We start from the raw sequence: 25,501 nt of genomic DNA on the forward strand, positions 1-25,501 counted from the left end.
GCGAAATGGCGTGCCGCTGCGCCGTCACTGGCGGGCCAGGATCGCGGCGCGATGGAGCATTCCGGCGACCGGCACGATCGATGCCGGCCATAACGGCTTCCACGCCAGCAGCCAGAGCGCGGCCTTTGCCATCGGCTCGGCGGCGAGCGCGACCGAGACGGTGCGCCCGGCACGGCGCCGCTCGACCAGCCCGGCGCGTTCGAGCACGGCGAGATGCTTGGCAGCGGCGGTGGCGCTGACCGGCAGGCCCTTGGCAAGCGCCATCATCGTCGCCGCACGCCCGCCGGCCAGCCTCGCGAGCATCGCCCGGCGGGTGGGGTCGGCAAGCGCGCCGAACACCGCATCGAGCGCATCGCCGACCATGAGATCGTGCACGGCAAGGATCGTCGCCATTGCACACCGTTCGGTTGGCAATGAATCGGGCCGTTTTCCCCGGATTTGCGCGGTTTTCGCCGAAAGGCCGCTTGACGAACTTTGCGTTCGTGCAGTGCGTGGGGGCGGAGCGGAAGCATGGTGGGCCATGCCGGGAAGCGAGCAGGGATTATCCTACATTTCAAGATGCCGTCCGCAATCGATCAGTTGTCGATCGGTTCGGCAGCGTGACCTTGATGACAATAGGGCGAAATTATAGATCCGCGTTAGGCTGATGAGGCTTTGCATCGGCCATCTTCATTGAACAGGAAGCATTGTGCTTGCGAATAAACGCATTTGGCGTGCGTTGTTGAGTGGATGTTTTGATTCACGCGCCAAGTGAAATACGAGCGGAACCATGCCGCTAATCAGCCATTGTCGAGATAACGACCCGCGCGACGTGGGCGTTTTCATTTCAGATCGAGAATGGAGAAGCGACATGCGCAAGCAAATGCTGACGGCGACCGCCATCGCCATGATCACGATCCCGGCGACCCAGGCCAGCGCCCAGACGACGAGCGGCTTTCACAACCGCGCCGAATGGTTCGAGGCGGCCGACCGCAACAATGACGAGAAACTGTCCCGCCAGGAATTCAGCCAGTTTCGGATGAACACGATCGGGCGCAGCCAGTTGAGCAGCTATCGCGCCGACCAGCGCAGCAATTGGGGCACGACGATCTCGCGCAGCTTCAGCACGCTGGACCTGGACAATAACGGCATGATCACGCCGACCGAATTCGCCAATGCGCCGACGCTGATGCAGCAGAAGACGATGCAAACACAGGCGACGCAAGCACAGGCGATGCAGGCGAACACCGCGCAACAGGGCAATGGCTGGGCCAGTGCGGCGACGCGGGGCAACACCTATGCCAGCGCCAATGATCGCGGCGTCCGCTGGTATAATCCCGATTATGTGACCGCGACCTATTATCTGACGGTGACGCCGGTCGATACCGACGTGTTCGAGGGGCAGAAGGTCGTCAACCTGAAGGGCGATACGGTGGGCCAGATCGACCGGATCGTGCGCACCGAGGACAATAATCGCTATTATGCGATGATCGACCTGCGCGGCACCGATTTCACCACGCTGGGCGGCGTGCCGCGCACCGAAGTGGGCGTGCCGCTGGACGATGTGCTGCTGTTCCGCGACGGCAAGTCGCTCTATCTGTCGACGCGCGGCGAGGAATATCTGCGCGACACCGATGCGAAGGAAGTTCGCAATCCCGAGGTGGTCGACAAGCTGTATCTGTGATCGCCGGGGGTTGGCCGCTGCCGGTTCAGCCCGGCAGCACCTGGCCCTCCGCCACCCGGTAGCGCGTGGCGTCGCCGGGCACGGCCTCGAACAGCGCGGGCTCGGTGCCGGTCATCCAGACCTGGCCGCGGCCCGCGAGCCGTTCGAAGAGCGCGGCGCGGCGGCCGGGATCGAGATGCGCCGCCACTTCGTCGAGCAACAGGATCGGCGCGCGCCCGGCGCGGGCGGCGACCAGTTCGGCATGGGCGAGGACGATTCCGAGCAGCAGCGCCTTTTGCTCGCCGGTCGAGCAGCGATGCGCCGGCTGGTCCTTGTCGAGATGCGTGACCTGAAGATCGGCGCGATGCGGGCCGGCGAGCGTGCGGCCGGCGGCGGCATCGCGGCGCCGGCCTTCACGAAGCGCGTCGGCGAGCGCGCGCGCATCACCCTCCCACCCGGCCAGCATCAGACCGGCCCGGGCGAAGGGGCCGGGCGGCTGCGCGGCGAGCGCGGCGTCGAGCGCCGCGACCGTTTCGCGCCGGGCGGCGTCGATCGCCGCGCCATGCTCCGTCATCCGCGCCTCGATCGCGTCGAGCCAGGCCGGGTCCGGCGGGGTTTCGCCGGCCAGCAGCCGGTTGCGTTCACGCATCGCCGCTTCGTAGCGGGTCGCGTGATGGGCATGGCCGGGCGCGAGCGCGAGCGTGAGCCGATCAAGGAAGCGGCGGCGGTCGCCCGGCGCGTCGACGAACAGCCGGTCCATCGCCGGGGTGAGCCAGAGGACCGTCGTCCATTCGGCGAGGCTGTTCGCGGCGGCGGCGGCACCGTTGACCCGCACCAGCCGGCGCTCGGGCGCATCGGCGCGCGCGCCGGTGCCGATTTCGGCCGCGTCGAGCGTCGCGGCGACGCCGAATCCGCCGCTGCCGCCCTGGCGCGCCATCTCGCCGAGCGGGCTGGCGCGCAGGCCCCGGCCGGGCGCAAGCAGCGACAGCGCCTCGAGAATATTGGTCTTGCCGGCGCCGTTTTCGCCGCTGAGCACCACGAACCCCGCGCCCGGCGCGAGCACGGCATCGGCATGGTTGCGAAAATCGGTAAGCACGAGACGCTTGACGGCCATGCGCAGGGCTGTAGCGCAGCCCCTTGCTCACGAACACCACTTGCCTGATAGGTGGGCAAGTTAGGGGACCCAGACATCATGATCCGCAAAACGCTCATTATCGCCGCGCTCAGCCTGGTCGCGGCCTGCTCCAAGGCACCCGAGGACGTGACGGCGCACTACAGCGTCGGCGGCGGCCGCGGCACGATCACGATCAAGGCGGCTGCCGACGGCAACCTGAAGGTCGAGGCCGGCCAGCAGACGCTGATCCGCAAGGGCGGTGTCGATTATGTCGTCATCAACGACGGCAGCGAGAAATTCGCCGCGAGCTTCGCCGATTTCGTCGGCGCGACCGCCGATATCGCCAAGCAGAACGGCGTCGAGCCCAAGGCGTTGCCCGAAGACCCCGATTATGAAGCGATCGAGGTCGGCGAGGAGAAGGTGGGCGAGAAGAAGGGCGAGATCTGGCGCGTGCAGCCCAAGGGCAATCCGAACGGCGATTCGATCCAGATCGTGATCAACACCGATCCGGCCTATGCCAATGTCGCCAAGGCGGTGGCGATGCAGACGCAGCTGACCGGCCAGCGCATGGCGACCGTCTATACCAGCGTACCCAAGGCCGAGCAGGTGCTGGAGGACACGCTGAAGAAGGGCATGCCGCTGCGCATGGGCGAGGCGATGACGCTGACCGACGTGACCACCGGCGCGATCCCGGCGAGCGAGTTCGCGCTGCCGAAGGTGCTCGACCGCGCGGCGCTGCGCCAGCGGATCATGGACCAGGCGAACAAGGCGCTCGACGCGGCCAAGGCTGCCGGTGCCAAGGGCACGGCCGGCGCGACGCCGGCGCCGACCGCCACGGCGAGCCCGGCGGCGAAGTGATGCGCGGCCCGGTGCCGGCGCGATATGCCGGCACCGGGCGATCAGATGGCGGCGATTCCCGCCGCTTCCAGACTGGCCTGGGCGATCCGGTAGCGAACCGGATCGGCGATGTTCAGGCGGCGGCGCGCAGCCTCGAGCGGCTCGGCGAGCAGCGCCTCATAATCCTCGCCATGCAGCCATGCGGCACGCTTGCCGTGGCGATACCCCTCGATGATCGCGCGGACGCAATCGAGGCGGCGGGTGACGCGGATCGTCTTGAGCCCACCGGCGAGCGCGATCGCCCCCCAGCCGAGCCCGCCCGTCTGGGCATAGGAAAAGGCGACGAGGCAGAGTTCGCCAAGATGCTCGCTCGCCTTGTAGCCGGTGAGCACGTGCCAGAGATCGTGGATGTCGCGCTCGCGCCGGCCCATCCAGGCATAGGGATGTTCGACATCCATGCTCTGGAAGCCGCCTTCGACCATGCTGACCTCGGCCAGGCCCTGCGCGGTATAGCCGGTCGCGTCGAGAAACGCGCGATAGGCGGCGCCGACGGTGCCGGGGGCGAAGCCGTCGATCCAGTCGCGGTCGCACAGCCGCTCGGCCAGCTCGACCCGGCGATAGGCGATCCGGCCGCCCTGGGGCAGCGTGAGCAGGCGGCGATAGTTGCGCTGGCTGACATCGCCGTTGAGCGCGCGCATGATGCGGAACACCTGTTCGGTGTCGTCGCCATCGGCGAGCAGGCGGCGCAAGGCGGCGAAGGCGGTGCCCCATTCGCGCCGCAGCGGAATGCCGGGGTTGATCGCGGGGGGCGTCGGCGCATCGATCGCCGCGCGGGTCGGGTGAGAAGCCTGGGTTGCCATGCCGTCGCCTGTTAATTGACAGTCATGTAAATAGAATGACCGGGCCGCGATTTCAATCGCGCTGCAACCCGGATCGAGGCGGACGGCGGGCGGGATGCGACCGCCGTCCGACCCGGGTCCCGCAGGAGTGCGACCCTCGGGGCTTGGCGATGGAATGCCCCGGAGCGGCCGCGGCGCCAAGCCGGGGAAAGCGCGGGGGGCGTCGTCAAGGGCGCATCAACCACGCGATCCAGCGGCAATCGGCACTATTCGGGACCAAAGCGGCACGACGACGGTTATGTCCGGGCGGGTTCGAAAGAAGCTGGCGGTGAGGAGGTCTGATTTGCTGCAACGCGACAACTGGCATCTGACGGACGACATCGCCCATGAGCAGGGGCGCGGCGATCCGTTTGCGGCAGCGGTGCGCGCGACGCGCATGGCGATGATCATCACCGACCCGCGCCAGGACGACAATCCGATCATCTTCTGCAACGAGGCGTTCCAGCGGCTGACCGGCTATGGCCGCGACGAGATCATCGGGCGCAACTGCCGGTTCCTGCAGGGGCCGGACACCGACCGCGAGGCGGTGGCGCAGGTGCGCGCGGCAATCGAGGCGGGGACCGACTTCTCGGTCGACCTGCTCAACTATCGCAAGGACGGCACGCCGTTCTGGAATGCGCTGTATCTGAGCCCGGTGCGCAACAGCGCGGGCGAGATCGAGTTCTTCTTCGCCTCGCAGCTCGACATGACCGACCGGATCGAGGCGCAGGCGGCGATCGCCGAGGAGAAGGCAAAGGTGGAGCGCGAGGTCGCGCGGCGGACCGAGGCGCTGCAGGACGCGCTCGCCGCCAAGACGATGCTGCTCCACGAGGTGGACCACCGCGTGAAGAACAACCTGACGATGATCGGATCGCTGATCCGCCTGCAGGCGCGGACGATCGACGATCCGGCGATCGGCGCAAAGCTGGAGGCGATGCTCGAGCGGATCGACGCGCTGGCGACGGTCCATCGCCGGCTCTACCAGTCCGAGGACGTCACCCGATTCGACGTCGGCGCGTTCGTCGCGACGCTGGTGCCCGACGTGATCGGCGCGAGCGGCCGCGACGACATCATCGTGGATGTCGACGTGGAGCCGATCGAGGTGGCGGCGAGCGATGCCGCGGCGCTGGGGCTGGTGCTCAACGAAGTGCTGACCAACGCCGTCAAGCACGCCTATCGCGACGGCCGCCCGGGCCGCATGACGGTGACGGCACGGCGCGACGACACGGTGGCCGAGATCGTCGTCACCGATGACGGTCCCGGCATCGCCGGCGAGATGCCCGCCGAGGGCCTGGGCCGCGCGCTGATCCTGAGACTGTCGCGCCAGCTGCGCGCGGAGACGAAATGGACGCAGGCCTATCCTGGCACACGCGTGACGATACGCTTTCCACTGGAGCAGGATTCATGACGCCCACCACGCCGATGAACGTCCTGATCGTCGAGGATGAGATGCTGCTGGCGATGGATATCGAGGCGATGGTGGAGGATTGCGGCCACCATGTGCTAGCCGAGGCTGCGTCGTTCGCCGAGGTGGAGGCGCTGCCCGAAAGCCCCGCGCCCGATGTCGCGCTGGTCGACGTCCAGCTGGCCGGCGGATCGAGCGGCATCGACGTGTCCGGCCTGATCCACCGCCGCTGGGCGGACACGGTGGTGGTGTTCGTCACCGCCAATCCGAAAAAGGTTCCGCCCGACCTGGCCGGCGCGCACGGCATCATCCCCAAGCCATTTTCACGCTCCGGGCTGTCGATGGCGCTCCGCTATATCGGCGAAGGCGTGTGCGACCCGCCGCCTTCGACCGGCGCGCCGCCGAGCTTCATCGAATTTCCGAGCTTTCCCGCGCGCTGGGCGTGACGCACGTCAGGCCGCGCTCTGATCGATCCCGAGCTCGCCGAGCTTGCGGTAGAGCGTCGATCGGCCGATGCCGAGCCGCCGGGCGACCTCGGTCATCCGCCCGCGATAATGGCTGATCGCGAGCCGGATGATGTCGGCCTCGATCTCGTCGAGCGGGCGCAGATGGCCGTCGGGATGAAACAGGGCGACATGCGGATGCCCGGCATCGGCGCCGGCCGGCGCGCTCTCGCTCCCTCGGCCGAGCGCGAGATTGGCGATCTGGGGGAAGTCGTCGCGCGTCAGCCCGCCCTCGTCGCACAGCACGGCGGCGCGGAACAGCGCGTTCTGGAGCTGGCGGACATTGCCCGGCCAGTCATAGCTGGCGAGCAGGTGCAGCGCATCGTCGCTGATGCTGAGCGGGCGCAGCCCCGGCTGTTCGGCGATCCGCGTGAGCAGATGGCGCACGAGCGCGGGCACGTCGGCGATCCGTTCGCGCAGCGGCGGGATCGCCACCTGGACGACGTTGAGCCGATAATAGAGATCCTCGCGGAAGCGCCCGGCCTCGACCTCGGCGATCAGCGGCACGTTGCTGGCGGCGACGACGCGCACATCGACCTCGCGCGGGTGGCGCGCGCCGATCGACTGGACCTCGCCGGTCTGCAGCATGTGCAGCAGCTTGACCTGGGCGTCGGGCGGCATGGTGCTGACTTCGTCGAGCAGGATGGTGCTGCCATCGGCTTCCTGCATCCGCCCGATCTTGCGTTCGAACGCGCCGGTGAACGCGCCCATTTCGTGGCCGAACAGCTCCGATTCGACGAGATTGGCGGGGATCGCGCCGCAATTGACGACGATCATCTCGTTGCGGCTGCGCGGCGAGGCGGCGTGAATCGCCTCTGCCACCATCTGCTTGCCGACGCCGAGCTCGCCCTCGATCAGCACGGGGACGCGCGCGCGCGCGGCCTTGGCGGCGATCGCCAGCGCGGCGCGGAACTGCGGCGCCGAGCCGACAATCTCCTCGAAGCCGAGATTGGCGCTGAGCTTCTCGGTGAGCGGGCGCAGTTCGCCCGCCCCCGCCCCGCCGACCGCCGCGTCGAGCGCCGCGAGCAGCCGTTCGGACGCGATCGGCTTGACCAGGAAATCGGTGGCGCCGGCGCGCATCGCATTGACGGCGGCTGCGACCGAGCCGTTGGCGGCGAGCACCAGAATCGGCAGTTGCGGGCGGCGCGCGCGCAGATCGGCGATCAGGCTGACGGCATCGGCATCCGAGGCGGGATGATCGAGGATGATCGCATCGAGCGCGATGCCATCGGGCGTGTTGAGCGTTGCGATCGCCGATTCGGCATCGTCGGCAAAAAGGGTACGCCACCCGCGCCGCGATGCGATCGCGGCGACGAGGCGGCGCTGCGCCGTCTCCGCGTCGATCAGCAACAGAAGGCGCTGTCCGTTGCGCGTCATGCCGTCTCCGTTCTCAAATGTCCCATTTCAGGCCGCCCGGAATAGAAGAGATGGGTAAAGTTCGGCTTAAGCGAGTCTGAACCCGTTTGCCGTGCGCGGGGTTGAGGGTGCGAAGCCGAACGGTATAAGAGTTTGGCGCGAGAGTAGAAGGGGAGTGATGCGATGGCCGAAACGGGTGACAATGCCGCCGACATGAAGGCGCACCTGCAGACCTGGCACGGTTTTACCGGTCTGATGAAATGGGGAAGCGTCGCGGTGTTTCTCATCGTCGGTTTCGTTGTTTTTCTGATCGCCGGCTGACGTGAAGATTTCCGTACTAAAAGAAAGCGCTGCGGGCGAGCGACGTGTTGCCGCGACTCCCGAAACGGTCAAGAAGTTCGTTGCGCTGGGCGCCGCGGTGGCGGTGGAAACAGGGGCTGGACTGGCGGCTTCCTGTGCCGATCAGGCCTATGTCGATGCCGGGGCGACGCTGGGCGCACGCGCCGACGTGATCGCGGATGCCGATATCCTGCTGGGCGTGCAGGGGCCGGACCCCGAGAGCCTGGCCGGGCTGAAGCAGGGCGCGTGGATCGTCGCCGGGCTCAATCCCTTCGGCGCGGGCGAAGACGGCGGGCGCGCGCGAATCGATCGCTATGCGGCGATGGGGGCCGAGGCGCTGGCGATGGAGTTCATGCCGCGAATCACCCGTGCGCAGTCGATGGACATTCTTTCGTCGCAGTCGAACCTGGCGGGCTACAAGGCGGTGCTCGATGCCGCCGCCGAATATGGCCGCGCCTTTCCGATGATGATGACCGCGGCGGGCACGGTGAGCGCGGCCAAGCTGTTCGTAATGGGCGTGGGCGTTGCCGGGCTCCAGGCGATCGCGACCGCACGTCGGCTGGGCGCGCAGGTCTCCGCGACCGATGTGCGCGCGGCGACCAAGGAGCAGATCCAGTCGCTCGGCGCCAAGCCGATCTTCGTCGAGAATGTCGCGGGCATCGAAGGCGAGGGAACCGGCGGCTATGCCACCGAGATGAGCGACGAATACAAGGCGGCGCAGGCCGAACTGGTATCGAGCCATATCGCCAAGCAGGACATCGTCATCACCACCGCGCTGATCCCGGGCCGGCCGGCGCCGCGCCTGATCAGCGACGCGCAGGTGGCGAGCATGAAGCCGGGCAGCGTCATCGTCGACCTGGCGGTAGAGCAGGGCGGCAATGTGGAAGGCGCGGTGGCGGGCGAGATCGTCGAGCGCCACGGCGTGAAGATCATCGGCCATCGCAACGTGCCGAGCCGGCTGGCCGCCGACGCATCGGCACTGTTCGCGCGCAACCTGTTCAACTTCCTCTCGGCCTTCTGGGACAAGGAAGCGGGCAAGCCGGTGCTCGACGAGGAGATCGGCAACGCCGTGCGCGTGACACAAGGCGGCAAGGTGGTGAACGCGAGGCTGGTGGGTTGACGGGATTGGTGCTCCCCAATCCTCCCCGCAACGGGGAGGGGGACCGCGCGAAGCGCGGTGGAGGGGGCTATCCGCGGACGCTTCGCCCGGAGACGCTGATCGCGCGCCGCCAGCGGCGGGCGATGGCGTTCCCGAAGTCCTGCTATGGGAGGCGCTGCGGGGCGCGAAGCTGGGCGTGCGGTTTCGCTGCCAGCATCCGATCGGCCCCTATATCGTCGATTTCTTTTGTCCCGCAGCGCGCCTTGCAATCGAAGTGGACGGCGAGGCGCACGAGCGGGGGAACCGCGTTGTGCGTGACACTCAGCGTGATGCATTCATGAAACAGAACGGGTATCGGGTGTTGCGGGTCGCAGCCGCCGAGCTTTTGCGCGATCCGGAGCCGGTGATCGCCGCCATTGCCTCGCTTGTGGTGAGCCCCCTCCACCGTCCTTCGGACGGTCCCCCTCCCCGTTCCGGGGAGGATTTATAAGATGGACTTTATCTCGATCCTGTCGGTCTTCGTGCTGGCGTGTTTCGTCGGCTATTATGTCGTCTGGTCGGTCACGCCGGCGCTGCACACGCCGCTGATGGCGGTGACCAACGCCATTTCCTCCGTCATCATCGTCGGCGCGCTGATCGCCAGCGCGGCGAGCGGGCTGGGCGCGGGGGGCGCGACGTCGAAATGGCTGGGGCTGCTCGCGGTGGTGCTGGCCAGCATCAATATCTTCGGCGGTTTCGCCGTCACGGCGCGGATGCTCGCCATGTACAAGAAGAAGGCGCGTTGATGCGCCGCCTGGGGGAATGCTGAGCATGGAACATGTCGCCGCCAATCCGTGGGCGTCGCTCGCCTATCTCGTGGCCGGGGTGTGCTTCATCCTCGCGCTGCGCGGCCTTTCCAGCCCGAGCACGAGCCAGCGGGGCAACCGTTTCGGCATGATCGGCATGACCATCGCCGTCGTGACGACACTGGCCACGCATGTGCCGATGGCGCCGCCGGCCTGCCCTGCGGGCGCGATCTGCGAGAATTATGGCCGCTGGCAGCTCGACACGATGGCCGTGCTCGAGATTCTCGCGGCGATCGGCATCGGCGCGGCGATCGGCATCGTCACCGCGCGGCGGATCGCGATGACGGCGATGCCGCAACTCGTCGCGGCCTTTCACTCGCTGGTGGGCATGGCGGCGGTGCTGGTGGCGGCGGCGGCGTTCCTCAATCCGGGCGCGTTCGGAATCCTGGGCGAGGATGGCGAAATCCTGGGCGTCAGCCGCATCGAAATGGGCCTTGGCGTCGCGATCGGCGCAATCACCTTCTCCGGCTCGGTGATCGCGTTCCTCAAGCTCAACGGCAATATGGGCGGCAAGCCGATCCTGTTGCCCGCGCGCCATGCGATCAATCTGGGCGTGCTCGCCGCGATCCTGGGCCTGATCGCCTATTTCACGCAGGATCAGGCGCCGTGGATCTTCTGGACGATCACGGTGCTGTCGTTCGTCATCGGCTTCCTGCTGATCATCCCGATCGGCGGCGCGGACATGCCGGTCGTCGTGTCGATGCTCAACAGCTATTCGGGCTGGGCGGCGGCGGCGATGGGCTTCACGCTGCACAATTCGGCGATGATCATCACCGGCGCGCTGGTCGGTAGCTCAGGCGCGATCCTCAGCTACATCATGTGCCGGGCGATGAACCGCAGCTTCATCAGCGTGATCGCCGGCGGCTTCGGCGCCGAGACGGGCGGTGGCGGCGGCGCGGCGGCCGTCGACCGGCCGTGGAAGCGCGGCAGCGCCGAGGATGCGGCGTTCCTGATGAGCCAGGCCGAGCAGGTGATCATCGTCCCCGGTTACGGCATGGCGGTGGCGCAGGCGCAGCACACGCTGCGCGAGATGGCGGACAAGCTCAAGGAGCACGGCGTCCGAGTCAAATATGCGATCCACCCGGTGGCGGGGCGGATGCCCGGCCATATGAACGTGCTGCTGGCCGAAGCGAACGTCCCCTATGACGAGGTGTTCGAGCTGGAGGACATCAACGCCGAGTTCGCGCAGACCGACGTGGCGTTCGTGATCGGCGCCAACGACGTGACCAATCCGGCGGCCAAGACCGACAAGTCCTCGCCGATCTATGGCATGCCCGTGCTTGACGTGGAAAAGGCCAAGACCGTGCTGTTCATCAAGCGCAGCATGGGCGGCGTGGGCTATGCCGGCGTCGACAACGAGCTGTTCTATCGCGACAATACGATGATGCTGCTTGCCGACGCGAAGAAGATGGTCGAGGAGATCGTCAAGTCGCTGGACTGAGGCAGCAAGGGGCGCGCGCGTGATCGGATCGATACTGGGGGGCGCGTTCCGCCTGCTGCGGCAGCGGCCGGGGTCGGTCGCGGCCTGGTCCATCCTCTATCTGGTCGGGATCTTCGTGATCGGGACGGCGCGGCTGATGCTGATGCACGTCGGCGCGCGGGGCGGCGGCGGCGCGGCGATGCTGGTGCCGGCGCTGGCGACGCAGCTGGCGACGCTCCTGCTGATCGCGGTGCTGATGACGGCGGTGACGCGCGCGACGCTGCACCCGTACAAGCGCGGCGTGTTTTACCTCCGTTTCGGTGGAAACGAGCTGCGCGTGTTCGCGCTGCTGGCGATGCTGGCGGTGGCGACGGGGGTGGTGATGTTCCTGCTCGCGCTGTTCAACGGGTTCCTGCTGTCGCTGCTCGGCTGGCTGGTCGTCGATCCGGGGCTGCGCAGCGTGCTGGCGACGTTGCTGCTGCTGGGCGAGCTGGCCGCGCTGGCGTTCGTGCATGTGCGGCTCTCGATCGCGTTGCCGCTCACCTATCTCTACGAAGCGATCACGGTGGACGAGGCCTGGGCGCAGTCGCGCGGGCATTTCTGGTCGATCTTCGGGGCGTTCGTGGCGATCGGGGCGCTGGTGGTCGCGGCATGGACGGTGCTGATCGCGCTGTTCTTCGGCCCGATTCTGGCGTTGCTGCTCCAGACCGGGATCAACCCCGACGCGCTGGCGCAGGCGCTGATCATGATGACGATTGCCGCCAGGAACCTGCCGGTGGCGGCGCAGCTGGTGCTGATCGCGGGGACGCTGGCGCTGGTCGCGATCAGCTTCGTGCTGTCGGCGGCGACGCTGGCGAGCGCGGCGCGGGTGATGCTGGGGCTGACCGAGGGGCAGATCCCCGATTTGCGCCGCCGCGGCTGACCGTCCGAAATGGAGGCAATCCGACTCCGCCATTTCGGATCGATGCTGCATCTGGGGAACAGACGACGAACCACGGGGGGCGGTGATGCAGGCAGCGGAATCGAGTTCGACGCAATTTGAAGGCTATAGCATCGATCGTGAGGAAGCGCTGATCGTCGCCGACAGTGCTGCTGCGGGCGAGGCCGGGATGCTGGCGGCGCGCGGCGCGGGCTATGTGGTCGACGCGCCGATCGGCCTGGCCGAGGCAATCGGCGATTACGGCAGGCTCGATCGCGCCCGGCTGATCGCGGTCGAGACCGCCGATGCCGATCCGGCGCTGGTCGAGACGGTGCTGACGCGCGTCGATGCGCTGGCGCATGCGCGCGGCATCGGCGTGGTGGTGACGATGCCGCTCGATCGGATCGACCAGCTGATCGGGCTGCTCGATCCCGGCGTGCAGCTGCTGTGCGATCCGAGCCCGGCGGAGCGGCTGGCGGCGATGGCGGGCGCGCGGTGGCGGTGGCGCGGGCGGCTCAACGATTCGAACGGCGACGAGATCGCGCTGCGCATGCGCCGGTTTCAGGAGGAGGTGGCGCGGATCGCCGACACGCTGGCGCGGCTGACCCGGAGCGCGGAAGCAGTGGACGAGGGCGCGGCATCGCTGCGCAACGAGACGCTGCGGTTTCGCGCCGAACCCGCCGAGCCCGTCGACATTACCGCAGCCGAAATCCGCCGGGTGATCCGCGCGCGGCGGATGCGCGCCGACTATTTCGCGGGCGACCTGTTCGCGGATCCCGCCTGGGACATGCTGCTCGACCTGTTCGCCTCGGACCTCGAGCGGCGGCCGGTGTCGGTTTCGAGCCTGTGCATCGCAGCCGCCGTGCCGCCGACCACCGCGCTGCGCTGGATCGGCACGCTCAACGAGGCGGGGCTGTTCGAGCGCCGCGCCGATCCCAATGACCGGCGCCGCGCCTATATCGCGCTGAGCGAACGGGCGCGCGATGCGATGGTGCGGCTCGTCGGCGGCCTGAAACGCGCCGGGCTCGGGCTGGTGTGACATCGGGGCGCAATAATCGGACGATGGGCGGCGCGCGCCCCCTTGCCCTTCGCGCAAAGCTTTGGCATCGCGGGCCGCGCGGGCGCTTAGCTCAGTTGGTAGAGCATCTCGTTTACACCGAGAGGGTCGGCGGTTCGAGCCCGTCAGCGCCCACCATCCCGCAGCATCGGTGCAGCATGACGCGGGCGGCGACGTGATCGTCGTCGCCCGCGATGCGCGGATATCCCGCCAGGTCAGTTGGCGGTGAAGGTCGGCTTCTCGCCGGCATATTTGATCGTGACGTAGGAATTGTCGCAGACGTTGATCCCCGACCAGATGGCGCTGGTCTTGTCGTCAAAGGTCGCGCGCAGATCATATTTGCAGCCGCTGCCCTTGTCGAAATGGATCGTGGTGCGCGCGCCCGGCTTGACGGACTTTTCGCCCTTGGCCTGCTCGTCGACCTTGTCGGCTTCCCATTTGTCGCTGCCCCCGGCCGCGATCTCGACCTTGGTGACCGTCTTGCCGGTGCTGTTGATGAGGATGAAATCCCAATCCTCGGCGAGCGCCGGCACCGAAGCGACGAGCGCGCCGACCGCGATCATGATCCTTGTTTTCATTGCGATTGCCCTCCTGAAGGCCGGGAAGATGCGTCCGTTCGCGGCGACAGGCAAGGGCGGAAGATTGCCTATAGCGGCCGAACCAGCCGCACGGCGACGGCGATCCAGGGCGGATCGGAAACGATCTGCTGCCGGCCCCCGGCGCCCGGCGGGAGGACCTGCAATCGCGCGCCCTCGCGCCCGATCAGGCGGCCGAACATGAAGCGGCCGGCCGGCCGGGGCACGAGCACGTCGCGGTTGACCGCGCCGCCGAACGAGTCGGGCGTGAGCCGTTCGCACCAGATCGAATCGCCAGCGCGATAATCGCCCAGACTCACCTGAACGGTGACCGCGACCATGCCGGGCTCGGGACGCGGCGGGACGAGCGAGGCTGCGCGCGAGGGCGCCGTCGCACCGTCTGCACCGAGCTGCGCGACGACCGGGACGTCGGGCCGATCGGGCAGCCGCACCAGATCGGCTGCGTCGACGCCGAGCGCGCCGGCGATGCGATTGAGCCAGCCGACCGAGACCGTGCGCGTGCCGGTTTCGAGCCGTCCGATTGTCTGTGCGGTGGTGGGGGGCACGCAACGCTGCGCGACATCGTCGAGCGTCAGGCCCTTGGCGCGGCGGACTTCCCGGATCGCAGTGATCATCGCTCGACTCCCCGAAGCTCTTTAACCGATCTGGTTTTTTTGCTGTCCTACACTTGGCGCTTCGTGGCAAGGGTACAAGCGAGAACAAAAGGAGATCAACGATGCGTCAGCTCGAAGAATGTGCGCTGGAGAATGGCGTGGTGGTGCGGGGGCGCGGGGCAGCGGGGCGCGGCGGGCGCCGGGTGACGGTCAACGTCGCCGAATCGCCGCTCGCCTGGCTGCATGCGCGCGGGCTGATCGATGCGCGGCAGTTCGAGGCGGGGGAGCGGCTGCGCGGCGATTACGAGATGGCCGCGCTCGCTCCGCGCGTCACGATGCGCTGGGATGCTGCGCCGCGCGGCGGCAATCGCGCCTGTTCTCCGGAGCCACTCGATCCGGTGGCGGCGCAGATCGCGGCGCGGCGACGCTTCGATGCCGCGATCGCGGCTGCCGGTCAGGGGCTGGCCGACATCTTGTGGCGGGTGGTGTGCGCCGGCGAGGGGCTGACGGCGGCGGAAAAGGCACTGGGCTGGCCGAGCCGGGCCGCCAAGCTGGTGCTCGGGCTCGCGCTCGACCGGCTCGCCGATCATTACGGGCTGCACTGAGGCGCCCATAAGATCGCTTCCGCCCAGATCAGGCCGGGTCGCTCGCCCGGCCGCCGCCGAGAAAGCGGCCATAGGCCCAGCCGATCGCGATCAACGCGACGCCGAGGCCGAGGAACGACAGGATTCGCAGAACGCCGTCGAGCGCGGCGGCATCGACCAGGAAGACCTTGAGCGTGACCAATGTGAGCAGCGCCAGCCCGACAAGGCGAAGATCGTGCCGCGCGGCGGCGATGCCGCGCCACAGCCAGAACAGCGCCAGACCGAGCAGCGCCGCCGAATAGCCGCCATTTTCGAGCGTGCCGACCGGCCCGACCATCAACGCGCCGTGCGTCGCCTGGCGGACGGCGGCGATCACCCCGACCAGCGTCGCCGCCATCGCCGCGCCACGGATTTCGCGGCGCGGCGACAGTGTCCACAGCCAGGCGGCGGCGGCGGCGGCGTGCAGCACGGCGACGTTGAACAGCGGCAGCGGCCCGACCCATTGGGCAACCAGCGCCGGGTTGAACAACAGGAGATCGAACGCGACCAGGCGGCCGATGGCGAGGATCAGCAGCGCGCGCATCAGCATCGGCAGGCGATCGATACGGGCGAGCCACCAGGCGGCGGCGAAACAGGCCTGGGTGATGAGCGCGCGTTCGACAAAACCCCAGTCGAGGAAACGTGCCTGGGTGTCGATCGCCAGCGGCTGCTTAGCGAGGGCGTAGAGCAGCATCAGCCCGATCGCGGCGGCGGCGGGCGCGGCGATCCGCCGGCCGGCGCCGAACTGGCGCGGATCGCGCAGCAGCACCAGCGTCGCGACGACGGGCAGCGCCAGCATGCGCAGCGCGTCGCCGATCGACGGCAGCGCGACATAGGGCAGGCGATCGCCGGCAAGCGCCACAAGCAATGTGCCGCCCATCGCCGCCAGTTCGGGCGCCGCAGCGATCAGCGCAGCGACCAACGCGAACAGCGGCAGATCGAACAATCTTGCGCCGCCGACGCGCGTTGCCCAGACGGCGAGCCCGATCAGCGTGAGGGTGAGCGGCACGGCCAGCCAGTCGACCGGCAGGAACTGGGCAAGGCCGACGGCGACCAGGATCGCGGTGGCGAGGCTGGCGCCGACCAGCGCGTCATCATCGGCAGTGCCGCGCCGCCGCCATGCGATCCAGCCGGTGGTGATGCTTGCGCCAAGTTCGAGCAGACCCCAGCCGATCGCGGGCAGCAGCACCGGCGCGACGGCGTGCGCGACGAGCAGCGGCCCGGCACCGCCGAGCACGGCCAGCGCCGCCCAACCGCGGCCGCGCGCGGCGAGCGCATGGCCGGCGCCCGCGAACAGCAACGTGGCGATGATCGCCGCCAGCGGCGTCGTCGCGTGTTCGGGCTGGCCGAGCGCCAGCGCCTCGAGCACGAGCAGCAGCACCAGCGATGCGGCGGCGGCGGGCAGATAGGCGGCGTCGCGCCAGGCGAGCACGAGCGCGGCACCGGCAAGGACGAGATAGAAGCTCCAGGCGAGCGGCCCGAAATCGAGGCCCGGGGCGATCACGATCAGCTGGATCATGCCGACCACCAGCGGCAGCAGCCGCAGCCGGCCGCGAATGCCGGCAGCCGGCAGCGCCGCGCTGGCGCCGCCGGCGAGCAGCATCGTATAACCGCCGATCGCCGACAGACTGGCGTGGCCATCGACCACCGCGATCAGGAATTGCGTCCAGGCGAGGCCGATCACGCTCGCGGCGAGCGCGAGCCAGCCCCACCCGCGCCGGATCGCCAGCCCGAACAGCGCGGCGACGAACAGGCCGAGATAGACCAGCAGCGGGCCGAGCCCCGCGGCATCGAAGCCGGCGACGAGCGGCGCCGCGAACCCCCCGATCAGCGCCATGATCGCAGTGGGCTGGCCATGCCGCAGCGACAGGGCCAGCGCGGCCAGCGTGATCGCGAGCACGGCCGCGAACGCGGTGAGCGGCGCGACGAGGTGATAGAGCGCTGCCGCCATGTAGAGCGTGCCATAGAGGCTGGCGATGCCGGCGCCGGCGAGCGCCTGGCCGATGCGCGGATCGTCGCGCGTGGCGGGCAGGCGAAGCGCGACTTCGCTGGCGGCGATCAGGGCGAGGCCGAACAGCGCGGCGATCGAGGTGCGCGCGCCGGGGCCGAGCAGCCCCTGTTCGATCGAATAGCGGACGAGGAAGAAGCCGGCGAGGATCAGCGCGACGCCGCCGATCCAGATCGGCAGCCGCCCGCCGACCAGTGTTTCGAAGCTGGGCCGTTCGACGCTCAGCCTTGCGGGGGAGGGGCGGTGGACCTCCTGCGCTGGGGCGGGATCGGGGGCGGGCGCCGCCTGCACAGGCTCGACTTCGGGCTCCCGCACGACGATCACGGGTTCATCGCCGCGTGGGCGGATGCTCGCCTGGGCGCGCGGCGGTTCGGCCACGGGCGCCTGCCCCTGCAATATCAGACCTTCCCGCGCCGCGTGCAGCGCCGCTTCGAGTCGATCGATCCGGCGGCGCAGGCTGACGAACGCGCCGATCCCGGCAATGGCAAGCAGCAGAACGAAGAAATCTGTCATCGCCGCCACTGTGGCATCCCGGCGACGGTTTGTCGCGAGAATCGCGCATTCCGGTTCGCAGCGCGCTATCACTGCGCGACCGGAAGAGGGGAATGACATGATCGTCTATGGTTCGACGCTGTCGCCTTATGTTCGCAAATGCATGGTGTTCGGGGCCGAAAAGGGCCTGACGCTGGAGCTGAAGTTCGCCGGGATCGGCCAAGGCGATCCCGATTTCGCCGCGGCGAGCCCGTTCGGCAAAATGCCCGCCTTCAAGGACGGCGATTTCATGATCGCCGATTCGACCGCGATCGTCACCTATCTGGAGGCGAAATTCCCCGAGCCCAGCCTGATCCCCGCCGAGCCGCAGGCACGCGCGCGCACGATCTGGTTCGACGAGCTGGCCGATACGCTGATGATGGCGGCGGGCGGCGCGATTTTCGGCAACCGATTCGTCCGGCCGCGCGTGATGCGCCAGCCGGGCGATCACGACGCCGCCGACCATGCCGAGCGCGAGCAGCTGCCGCCGCTTTTCGACTATCTGGAGCGGACGATTCCCGACAGCGGCTTTTTGGTCGAGGACCGGCTGACGCTGGCCGATATCGCGGTGGCGAGTGTGCTGGCGACGCTGGGTTGCATCGGCGTGTGCGTCGATCCGGCGCGCTATCCGCGGACCGCCGCCTATATCGACGCGATCCATGCGCGGCCGAGCTTTGCCGAGATCATCGCGCGCGACAAGGCGCAGGTGGAAGCGATGGGCGGCGGCGAGGTGCGCGCGGCATAGCCAAGCGCGTGTCCACGCCCTAGATGGGCGCGATGCGGATCGAATTCGTCAAATGCCATGGTTCGGGAAATGATTTCCCGCTGATCGACGCGCGTGCGCTCTCGCTCGACGAGGCGGCGTGGCGGACGATCGCGCGTGTGCTGGCCGACCGAAATGGCCCGGTCGGTGGCGACGGGCTGCTCGCGCTGGTGTCGGGGGATGCCGACCATGCGTTCGGCATGCGGATGTGGAATTCGGACGGCTCCGAAGCCGAGACCTGCCTCAATGGGCTGCGCTGCACTGCACGGCTCGGCTTTGAGGTGTTGGGCATCGCGGCGGCGCGGGTCAAGCTAAAGACGAGTTCGGCCGATGTCGCGCGCGAGCGGGATCTGGCGCCCGGCGTCGCGACGATCCGCACGCTGGTCGGCCCCAATTCGATCGCGGCGAGCGATGTCGGGTTGGTGGGCATCGACGGCGCGGTGATCGATGCGCCGATCGCCGGGCTGCCGAGCGCGCGGGCGTTCACGGCGGTGGCGATGCCGAACCCGCATCTCGTGACGTTCGTCGATAGGGTGGACGAGGCGGAGCTCGTCGCGCTCGGCCAATGGTGCGAGGCGCGGCCGGCGCTGATCCCGGCGCGGGCCAATGTCTCGTTCGTCGAACGGCGCGGGCCGGACGCGCTGTTCGTGCGGACGTTCGAGCGCGGCGTCGGGCTGACCGACAGTTGCGGCAGCGCGATGGCGGCATCGGTGCTGAGCGCGGCGCTGACCGGACGGACGGCGTTCGGCAGCGAGGTGCGCGTGTTCAATCGCGGCGGGCTGGTGCGCGGCGCGGCCGATGCCGAACGGTGCGTGACGATTTGCGGCAACGCGACGTTCGAGCATCGCGCGGCGATCGAGGTCGATCCCGCGAGCGGGGAGGCCGGGGCCGTCGAGATCGTCGAGCGCTGGCCCGACGAGGCGGTGGCATGGACGCGTGCGGTGGCGGCGCTCGCCTGAGCCTCAGGCGCGCTGGACGTCGCGCCGCTCGACCCGAGCGACCGCGAGCAGCGGCAGCGAAAAGCTGATCCGCGCGCCTTCGTTGGTTGGGGCGGCTTGGATTTGGCCGCCGTAAGATTCGACGATCGCGCGGCAGATCGAGAGGCCGAGGCCGAGGCCGCCGGCGCGGCTCGACGAGATGAACGGCGAAAAGATGTCCGGCGCATCGGCGGGCAGGCCGGGGCCGTTGTCCGACACCGAGAGCTGCACCATCCCGTCGGGCTGGAGACGGCTGGCGACCACGACTTCGCCGTCGAGGCGCCCCGACACCGCCTGAACCGCATTGCGCAGCAGATTAAGCAGCACCTGCTGCACCTGCACCTTGTCCGCCGCGAGCCAGGGCGCCGCCGGATCGAGATCGAAGGCGAAGGCGACCGCGCAGCCCGGCGTCGCGATCCGCAGCAGCGCCACCGCTTCCTCGACGACTTCGGCGACCTGCGCCGCCGATTCGCCGCGACGATTGGCCGCCATGTCGCGCGCGCGCTCGACGATGCGGTGCGTCAACCCGATCTGCGCCCGCGCCTTGCCGAGCAGATCGCGCATCAGTTCGATATTGGTGGTGCCGGCAAAGCGCGCCGCCGCGATATAGTTGGACGCGGCGGTGAGCGGCTGGGCGAGCTCGTGCGCGATCGTTGCCGCCATCAGGTTCATCGCCTCGATCCGCGCGCCGTGCGCAACCTCGTCGCGCAGCGCTGCATGCGCCTTCTCCGCGTTGATGTCCTGTTCGGTGCCGATCAGCGACAGCGCCGCGCCCGTGCCGGTGGCGACGATCCGCACCCGCCGGTGCGAGACCGCACGATCGCCGCTGCACATCTGGATGTCGCAGCTCTGCGGCGTGCGCGTGACGATCGCGTCGCGCACCGCCGCGAGCAGCCGGCCGCGGTCGCCGCGCTCGACCAGCCGCAGCGCCGCGCGCGCGGGCATCAGATCGTCGGCCGGATCGCGGCCGTGCATGCGGCAGAGATGATCGGAGAGGATCAGCCGATCGCTCGCGACGTCATATTCCCAATCGCCGATCCCGCCGATCCGCTGCGCCTCGCACAGCCGGTCATTGGTGCCGGCGAGATCGCGCGCCACCGTTTCGCGCCGCCACAGCCCGTACATCGCCAGCCCGGCAAAGGCGAACAGCGCAACCGTGATGACGCCGAGAAAGGCGAAGGTGCGATGGCGCCGCCGATTGACCGCCGCCAGCAGATCGGACTCGCCGACGCCGGTCGCGGCGACCACGTCGAAGACCGGGAGCCGCCGCCAGCTGACCAGCCGCCGGACGCCATCGGTGGGAAGCGCGCCGACAAAGGCGCCGCTTGACCCATCCGTCCCGCGCCATACCGCCGCATGATCGCGAATCCGTTCGCCATAGCTGACGCGCCCGCCCTGGCGCCGGGCGAGCGTGACTCCGTCGCCGCGGACGAGCGCGATCAGATCGCTGTCGGCGGTCCGGGCATCGCGATTGAAGTCGGTGAAGCGCTCGACCGGGATCCGCACCGCGACGAGCCCGGCAAAGCGGCCGTCGGGATGGAACAGCGCGCGGCCGATCGAAACCACCGGCCGGCCGAGCGCGGCGGACATCGCAGTCCGGCCGATCGCATAGCGCTGTGCCGGGCTGCTCGCCTGAAGCTCGCGAAAGCCGGAGCGATCGGCGATATTCATCGCGGGCAGCCCCGGCACCGAGGCGCTGCGCACATTGCCCGCCGCATCCGCCACCATCACCGAGGCGAACAGCGGATTGCGCGCGAGTGGATCATCGAGCAGGCGCGGCGGCGCGGCTGCCGGGGCCGGCGCCGCGATCGGCGGCAGCGTCTGGGCGAAATGATCGAGCGCGAGCTGCGCAATCGCGAGCGTGCGATCGACAAACTGTTCATAGGCGACCACGCGGTTGTTGTTCTCGCGGATCGCCGTCTCGATCGCCTCCGCCCGGTCGCGCGCCAGCATCTCGAGGCTGGCGATCCACAGCATCCCGGCGACGATCGCGCTGCCCAGCAGAATGACGAGCATCAGCGGGCGCACCGGCCCTAGCACCGGCCGATGCGTGGGATAGCGGAAGCCGGCGCGGCCCCCGCCCGGCTGACGCCGCCAGCGCGCGGGCACGCGCTTCAGCCAGGCGGCCGTCGTCCGCGCCGCCCGTGGTGCCGCCTGTCGTTCGCCAATGCGTCGTAATGCGCCGCCCTGCCCGGGGACGAAGCGGCGAGAACCCCTGTTGTCTGTCAAAGCACGTCTCCGACACGCGACGCAGGGCACGTGCCGACCACCGGGCACCACCTTGACCATCGCTTTCGGTAATAATGTGGAAGTACGAGCCCCTTTGAGCGTCGACCTCTCCTCGACGCCGCCAGAAACGCAGTTCCTTGTCGCAATAGAACCGGACCCGGCCTTCGTTGCGCGCGCACTATAACAATGCAAACCATTGCGCAAGTTGGCCGGACATGACGGTTCAGGGCGCGAGACCGGCTCCCGCCCATGCGAGCGCGAAACATCCGCGCGCTCACGCGCGGATGGGCATCGCGATTATTTCCACGGTGGTGCCGTCTTCTTGAGAATGACTGCGTTCATGGCCCGTTTCCCCCTGCGATCCCGATTTTCGTTACGAGCCCGGCCAGCTTAGTTTTTTTTGGAGAACGTTCGCAAGGCGTGTCGTGCAATAACCAAATGGGATAATTGCTATTGACATCGTCACGCTGATATGGCACATGCAGGGAACGCTGAAGAATTGCGACTCGCGGCCGGGATGGCCGCTCGATGGGCCGGGCTCCATTAGGGGCGCCGGCCCGTCTGCGTTTTCGGAGACAGGCTATGGACGACGAGATCATCGCCGGCGGCAATCAACGTCGCATGCAACGGCGCAAGGCGGCCGATCGTGGCTGGACCAAGGCGCGGCGCACCCGATTTCTCGATGTGCTCGCCGCGACTTGCAACGTGACGACCGCCTCGCGCCAGATCGGCGTATCGACGGCGAGCGCGTACCGGCTGCGGCGGCGCGACCCGCATTTCGCCGAGTTGTGGCGCGCGGCGATCCTGACCGGCTATGACCGGCTGGAGGAACAATTGCTGCGCGCCGCCGGTGCGGAAGGCACCGTCAACGACATCGAGCCCGGATCGAGCGAGGCGGTGCCGCCGCCGGTCGACCTCAAGCTGGCGATGGAGCTGCTTCGCCACCATCGCGGCGCGGTGGGCGGCCCGGCGCGCAGACCGCGCGGCGCGACGCCGCGGGCGACGCGCGAGGAGGCCGAGGCGGCGCTGCTCAAGAAGCTCGACGCGGTGGAGAAACGGCTGGCGCGCGAACAGGGCGAGGTGCCGTGAGCGCGGGCGCCCCGTTCGACGCGATCGCGCGGATGGCGCGGCTGCCGGCGAAGGAGCGTGCCAAGCTGGTGCGCGAAATGCCCGAGGCGCATCTGCGCTTCTTCAACGAATGGTGGTCGCGCTGGGCGCATGACGGCCAGTTCTGGCCCGAGGGCGACTGGCGGATCTGGTTGATCCGCGCCGGGCGCGGCTTTGGCAAGACGCGCGCCGGCGCCGAATGGGTGATGCAGATGGCGCGCAGCCATGCGGGCGCGCGGATCGCGCTGGTGGGCGCGACGATCGACGAGGTGCGCCGGGTGATGATCGAGGGGCCGTCGGGCCTGTTGGCAGCGGCGCGCGACGACGAGGCGCTGCTGTGGCGCGCGACGCTTGGGGAAATCGATTTCCCGACCGGTGCGCGGGCGATCGTCTATTCGGCCGAGACACCCGAAAAGCTGCGCGGGCCGGAACATGGCTTTGCCTGGTGCGACGAGCTGGCGAAATGGCCGGCGCGCGTCGGCGATGCGGCGTGGGACAATCTGATGATGGGGCTGCGCCAGGGCGCGCGGCCGCGCGTGGTGGTGACGACGACGCCGCGCCCGGTGACGCTGATGCGGCGGGTGCGCGCGATGCCGGACGTGCACGAGACGGTGGGGCGGACGCGGGACAATCCGCATCTGCCCGACAGCTTCGTCGCGGCGATGCTCGCCGATTATGCCGACACAAGGCTGGGGCGGCAGGAACTGGACGGCGAGATGATCGAGGATGTCGCGGGCGCGCTGTGGCCGCGCGCGCTGATCGAGCGGTGTCGCGGCGCGCCGCCGGGCGAGCTGGTGCGCGTGGTGGTGGGCGTCGATCCGCCGGCGGGGACCGATGGCGATGCGTGCGGCATCGTCGCGGTGGCGCTGGGGCGCGAGGGGCATGCCCATGTGATCGACGATGCCAGCGTGCAGGGGCTGAGCCCCGAGGGCTGGGCCAATGCGGTGGCGGCGTGCGCGGCGCGGCACGGCGCGGCCTGCGTCGTCGCCGAGAAGAACCAGGGCGGGGCGATGGTGGAAAGCGTGCTGCGCGCGGCCGAACGCGGCCTGCCGCTGCGCATGGTGCATGCCAGCCGCGGCAAGGTGGCGCGCGCCGAGCCGGTGGCGCTGCTGTTCGAGGCGGGGCGGGCATGGTTCGCGGGCCGCTTTCCGATGCTCGAGGACGAACTGGCCGGATTGCAGGTGCAGGGCGGCTATCAGGGGCCGGGGCAATCCCCCGACCGCGCCGACGCGATGGTGTGGGCGATGACCGAATTGATGCTGACGCGGCGGGGCCGCGCGGCGATCCGGGAACTCTGAAGGAGAAACAGGATGCGGAGCTTGATCGCGGCAGGGCTTGCCCTGCTGGTGGGCGCGTGCGCGCGCGATACGCGGCTGGGTGGCAGCGTGGCGGTGACGGCGGGCTATGCGGTGGTGCTTTCGGCACCCGACAGCGACGGCGACGGGCGGCTGAGCCTGGACGAGGCGTTGGCGCCGCCGAGGACGGCGTTCGCCTGTGCCGATATCGACGCCGATGGCTGGCTGACGCGGGCGGAAATGGCGACGGCGTTGCTGTGCGCCTCGGGCGCGGTGGCGGGTGAGGCGGCGCAGGTGGTGCCGTAGGGGGGTGAACCCTGGGTTCATCGTTGGAGCGGATCGATGTTCATCGACATTCCTTCCCCTGCTTGTGACCGCGATCGCATTTGCCCCCTGTCCCCCTCACCCTTCCCACCGCCTGCGGCGGCGGGCCCCTTCCCTCTCCCACAAGGGGAGAGGGAAATTTGCGCCATTTCTCCCTCTCCCCTTGTGGGAGAGGGAGGGAGCCGCGAAGCGGCGGAAGGGTGAGGGGGACTTCGGCGCATATGCGATGGCGCTGGCTTGCAGGGGCGGATTGTCGGGGCTTCGCGTGAATGTCGATCCGTGCGCCCTTTCGGGGGCGGGCGGTTCCCGATAGGGGCGGGGGAATGGCACAGGAGAGCGCATGACCCCCCGCGAGCTGATCGATACCGCCGAGGTTCCCGGCGGCCCGCCGCTGCGACTGTTTCGTCGCGGCGACGATTTCATGATCGTGCTCGAACGCAACGAGCTGATGAACAGCCGGATGAGCGGTTCGGAAGTGGCGCTGGCGGAAATGGCGCTGGAGCGGCTGGGCAAGGCGCAGCCGCATGTGCTGATCGGCGGCTATGGCATGGGCTTCACGCTGCGCGCGGCGCTGGCGATGCTGGGCGGCGCGGCGCGGGTGACGGTGGCCGAACTGGTGCCCAAGATCATCCAATGGGCGCGCGGGCCGATGGCCGAGCTGGCCGCCGGCTGCCTCGACGATCCGCGCGTGCGGGTGATCGAGGACGATGTCGGCGCGGTGATCGCCGCCGGGCGGGGGACGTATGATGCGATCCTGCTCGATGTCGACAACGGCCCCGACGGGCTGACCCGCGAGGGCAATGACGGGCTTTATTCGATGGCCGGGCTGGCGGCGGCGCGCGCGGCGCTGAAGCCCGGCGGCATCCTGGCGGTGTGGTCGGCGGCGCCCGACCCGGCGTTTGCGCGGCGGCTGCGCGATGCCGGCTTCCGCGTGGAGGAAGTGGCGGTGCGTGCGCGGGCGAACGGCAAGGGGCCGCGCCACGTGATCTGGTTTGCCAGCATGAGATAGCCCTCCGGCGCCGCCGGGGGCGGCAGCAGGAG

26 protein-coding genes and 1 tRNA gene are annotated in these 25,501 nt (G+C 69.0%); 19 read left to right on the top strand and 8 right to left on the bottom strand.

All coding sequences use genetic code 11. From position 1 onward, the window contains the following. Positions 1–24: 24 nt before the first annotated feature. Complete coding sequence (locus ACX40Y_RS04825; RefSeq protein WP_459118420.1) at positions 25–393, bottom strand: ArsR/SmtB family transcription factor; 369 nt, start codon at positions 391–393, stop codon at positions 25–27. Between the two features lie 457 nt (positions 394–850). On the opposite strand from ACX40Y_RS04825, the gene ACX40Y_RS04830 reads away from it, so the two are divergent. Continuing rightward, a complete protein-coding gene (locus ACX40Y_RS04830; RefSeq protein WP_459118421.1) occupies positions 851–1,663 on the top strand; it encodes an EF-hand domain-containing protein in 813 nt (270 codons plus the stop codon). 25 nt (positions 1,664–1,688) lie between these two features. Here ACX40Y_RS04830 and recF read toward each other — a convergent pair whose 3' ends face one another. Continuing rightward, positions 1,689–2,756, bottom strand: coding sequence for a DNA replication/repair protein RecF (gene recF, locus ACX40Y_RS04835; RefSeq protein WP_459118422.1), 1,068 nt, complete (start codon positions 2,754–2,756; stop codon positions 1,689–1,691). Between the two features lie 78 nt (positions 2,757–2,834). On the opposite strand from recF, the gene ACX40Y_RS04840 reads away from it, so the two are divergent. Then, positions 2,835–3,614 carry a hypothetical protein gene (locus ACX40Y_RS04840; protein ID WP_459118423.1) on the top strand — a complete coding sequence of 260 codons (780 nt, stop codon included), beginning with the start codon at positions 2,835–2,837 and terminating at the stop codon, positions 3,612–3,614. A gap of 41 nt (positions 3,615–3,655) precedes the next feature. On the opposite strand, the gene ACX40Y_RS04845 is transcribed toward ACX40Y_RS04840, so the two are convergent. After that, complete coding sequence (locus ACX40Y_RS04845; RefSeq protein WP_459118424.1) at positions 3,656–4,453, bottom strand: Coq4 family protein; 798 nt, start codon at positions 4,451–4,453, stop codon at positions 3,656–3,658. 322 nt (positions 4,454–4,775) lie between these two features. Between ACX40Y_RS04845 and ACX40Y_RS04850 the strand changes: the two genes are divergently transcribed. Continuing rightward, entirely contained in the window at positions 4,776–5,879 is a 1,104-nt protein-coding gene (locus ACX40Y_RS04850) for a PAS domain-containing protein (protein WP_459118425.1), read from the top strand. Beyond that, on the top strand, positions 5,876–6,322 hold the full coding sequence (locus ACX40Y_RS04855) for a response regulator (RefSeq protein WP_459118426.1): 447 nt from the start codon (positions 5,876–5,878) through the stop codon (positions 6,320–6,322). Before ACX40Y_RS04850 ends, ACX40Y_RS04855 begins: the two co-directional genes overlap by 4 nt. 6 nt (positions 6,323–6,328) lie before the next feature. Here the strand turns inward: ACX40Y_RS04855 and ACX40Y_RS04860 are convergent, their stop codons facing one another. Then, positions 6,329–7,756 carry a sigma-54-dependent transcriptional regulator gene (locus ACX40Y_RS04860; RefSeq protein WP_459118427.1) on the bottom strand — a complete coding sequence of 476 codons (1,428 nt, stop codon included), beginning with the start codon at positions 7,754–7,756 and terminating at the stop codon, positions 6,329–6,331. A 162-nt stretch (positions 7,757–7,918) separates the two neighbouring features. Between ACX40Y_RS04860 and ACX40Y_RS04865 the strand changes: the two genes are divergently transcribed. The 8 genes from ACX40Y_RS04865 (at position 7,919) to ACX40Y_RS04900 (ending at position 13,552) form a co-directional block, all read left to right on the top strand. Then, complete coding sequence (locus ACX40Y_RS04865) at positions 7,919–8,056, top strand: aa3-type cytochrome c oxidase subunit IV (protein ID WP_459118428.1); 138 nt, start codon at positions 7,919–7,921, stop codon at positions 8,054–8,056. Between the two features lies 1 nt (position 8,057). After that, positions 8,058–9,194: an NAD(P) transhydrogenase subunit alpha gene (locus tag ACX40Y_RS04870; RefSeq protein ID WP_459118429.1), complete on the top strand. Its 1,137-nt coding sequence runs from the start codon at positions 8,058–8,060 to the stop codon at positions 9,192–9,194. A gap of 175 nt (positions 9,195–9,369) precedes the next feature. After that, the gene (locus ACX40Y_RS04875; protein WP_459118430.1) at positions 9,370–9,663 is read left to right on the top strand and encodes an endonuclease domain-containing protein; all 294 of its coding nucleotides are present in this window, start codon (positions 9,370–9,372) and stop codon (positions 9,661–9,663) included. Between the two features lies 1 nt (position 9,664). Next, a complete protein-coding gene (locus ACX40Y_RS04880; RefSeq protein WP_459118431.1) occupies positions 9,665–9,958 on the top strand; it encodes a proton-translocating transhydrogenase family protein in 294 nt (97 codons plus the stop codon). Positions 9,959–9,983: 25 nt separating this feature from the next. Continuing rightward, entirely contained in the window at positions 9,984–11,459 is a 1,476-nt protein-coding gene (locus tag ACX40Y_RS04885) for an NAD(P)(+) transhydrogenase (Re/Si-specific) subunit beta (RefSeq protein ID WP_459118432.1), read from the top strand. A 19-nt stretch (positions 11,460–11,478) separates the two neighbouring features. Further along, on the top strand, positions 11,479–12,360 hold the full coding sequence (locus ACX40Y_RS04890) for a hypothetical protein (RefSeq protein ID WP_459118433.1): 882 nt from the start codon (positions 11,479–11,481) through the stop codon (positions 12,358–12,360). An 85-nt stretch (positions 12,361–12,445) separates the two neighbouring features. Continuing rightward, entirely contained in the window at positions 12,446–13,396 is a 951-nt protein-coding gene (locus ACX40Y_RS04895; RefSeq protein WP_459118434.1) for a winged helix DNA-binding protein, read from the top strand. 80 nt (positions 13,397–13,476) lie between these two features. Next, positions 13,477–13,552: transfer RNA gene (locus ACX40Y_RS04900), tRNA-Val, on the top strand. A 77-nt stretch (positions 13,553–13,629) separates the two neighbouring features. On the opposite strand, the gene ACX40Y_RS04905 is transcribed toward ACX40Y_RS04900, so the two are convergent. Then, complete coding sequence (locus ACX40Y_RS04905; RefSeq protein WP_459118435.1) at positions 13,630–13,992, bottom strand: hypothetical protein; 363 nt, start codon at positions 13,990–13,992, stop codon at positions 13,630–13,632. 68 nt (positions 13,993–14,060) lie between these two features. Further along, positions 14,061–14,624 carry a helix-turn-helix domain-containing protein gene (locus tag ACX40Y_RS04910; RefSeq protein WP_459118436.1) on the bottom strand — a complete coding sequence of 188 codons (564 nt, stop codon included), beginning with the start codon at positions 14,622–14,624 and terminating at the stop codon, positions 14,061–14,063. 101 nt (positions 14,625–14,725) lie between these two features. On the opposite strand from ACX40Y_RS04910, the gene ACX40Y_RS04915 reads away from it, so the two are divergent. Then, complete coding sequence (locus ACX40Y_RS04915) at positions 14,726–15,208, top strand: DUF6456 domain-containing protein (RefSeq protein ID WP_459118437.1); 483 nt, start codon at positions 14,726–14,728, stop codon at positions 15,206–15,208. 28 nt (positions 15,209–15,236) lie between these two features. On the opposite strand, the gene ACX40Y_RS04920 is transcribed toward ACX40Y_RS04915, so the two are convergent. Beyond that, a complete protein-coding gene (locus ACX40Y_RS04920; protein WP_459118438.1) occupies positions 15,237–17,747 on the bottom strand; it encodes a DUF2339 domain-containing protein in 2,511 nt (836 codons plus the stop codon). Positions 17,748–17,844: 97 nt separating this feature from the next. On the opposite strand from ACX40Y_RS04920, the gene ACX40Y_RS04925 reads away from it, so the two are divergent. Both ACX40Y_RS04925 and dapF read left to right on the top strand, forming a co-directional pair. Next, positions 17,845–18,510, top strand: coding sequence for a glutathione S-transferase family protein (locus tag ACX40Y_RS04925; protein WP_459118439.1), 666 nt, complete (start codon positions 17,845–17,847; stop codon positions 18,508–18,510). A 32-nt stretch (positions 18,511–18,542) separates the two neighbouring features. After that, positions 18,543–19,487 (top strand): diaminopimelate epimerase, encoded by a 945-nt coding sequence (gene dapF, locus ACX40Y_RS04930; protein ID WP_459118440.1) that lies wholly within the window; start codon positions 18,543–18,545, stop codon positions 19,485–19,487. A gap of 3 nt (positions 19,488–19,490) precedes the next feature. Here dapF and ACX40Y_RS04935 read toward each other — a convergent pair whose 3' ends face one another. Continuing rightward, positions 19,491–21,734 carry a sensor histidine kinase gene (locus tag ACX40Y_RS04935; protein ID WP_459118441.1) on the bottom strand — a complete coding sequence of 748 codons (2,244 nt, stop codon included), beginning with the start codon at positions 21,732–21,734 and terminating at the stop codon, positions 19,491–19,493. 582 nt (positions 21,735–22,316) lie between these two features. Between ACX40Y_RS04935 and ACX40Y_RS04940 the strand changes: the two genes are divergently transcribed. The 4 genes from ACX40Y_RS04940 to ACX40Y_RS04955 all read left to right on the top strand — a co-directional run bounded on the left by ACX40Y_RS04940 (position 22,317) and on the right by ACX40Y_RS04955 (position 25,469). Further along, positions 22,317–22,823, top strand: coding sequence for a hypothetical protein (locus tag ACX40Y_RS04940; RefSeq protein ID WP_459118442.1), 507 nt, complete (start codon positions 22,317–22,319; stop codon positions 22,821–22,823). Between the two features lie 32 nt (positions 22,824–22,855). Further along, positions 22,856–24,139, top strand: coding sequence for a DNA-packaging protein (locus tag ACX40Y_RS04945; RefSeq protein WP_459118865.1), 1,284 nt, complete (start codon positions 22,856–22,858; stop codon positions 24,137–24,139). Between the two features lie 12 nt (positions 24,140–24,151). Continuing rightward, on the top strand, positions 24,152–24,442 hold the full coding sequence (locus tag ACX40Y_RS04950; protein WP_459118443.1) for an EF-hand domain-containing protein: 291 nt from the start codon (positions 24,152–24,154) through the stop codon (positions 24,440–24,442). A gap of 358 nt (positions 24,443–24,800) precedes the next feature. After that, entirely contained in the window at positions 24,801–25,469 is a 669-nt protein-coding gene (locus ACX40Y_RS04955; protein ID WP_459118444.1) for a spermine/spermidine synthase domain-containing protein, read from the top strand. Positions 25,470–25,501: the final 32 nt, after the last annotated feature.

The organism is Sphingomonas sp. RS6 (assembly GCF_054489705.1).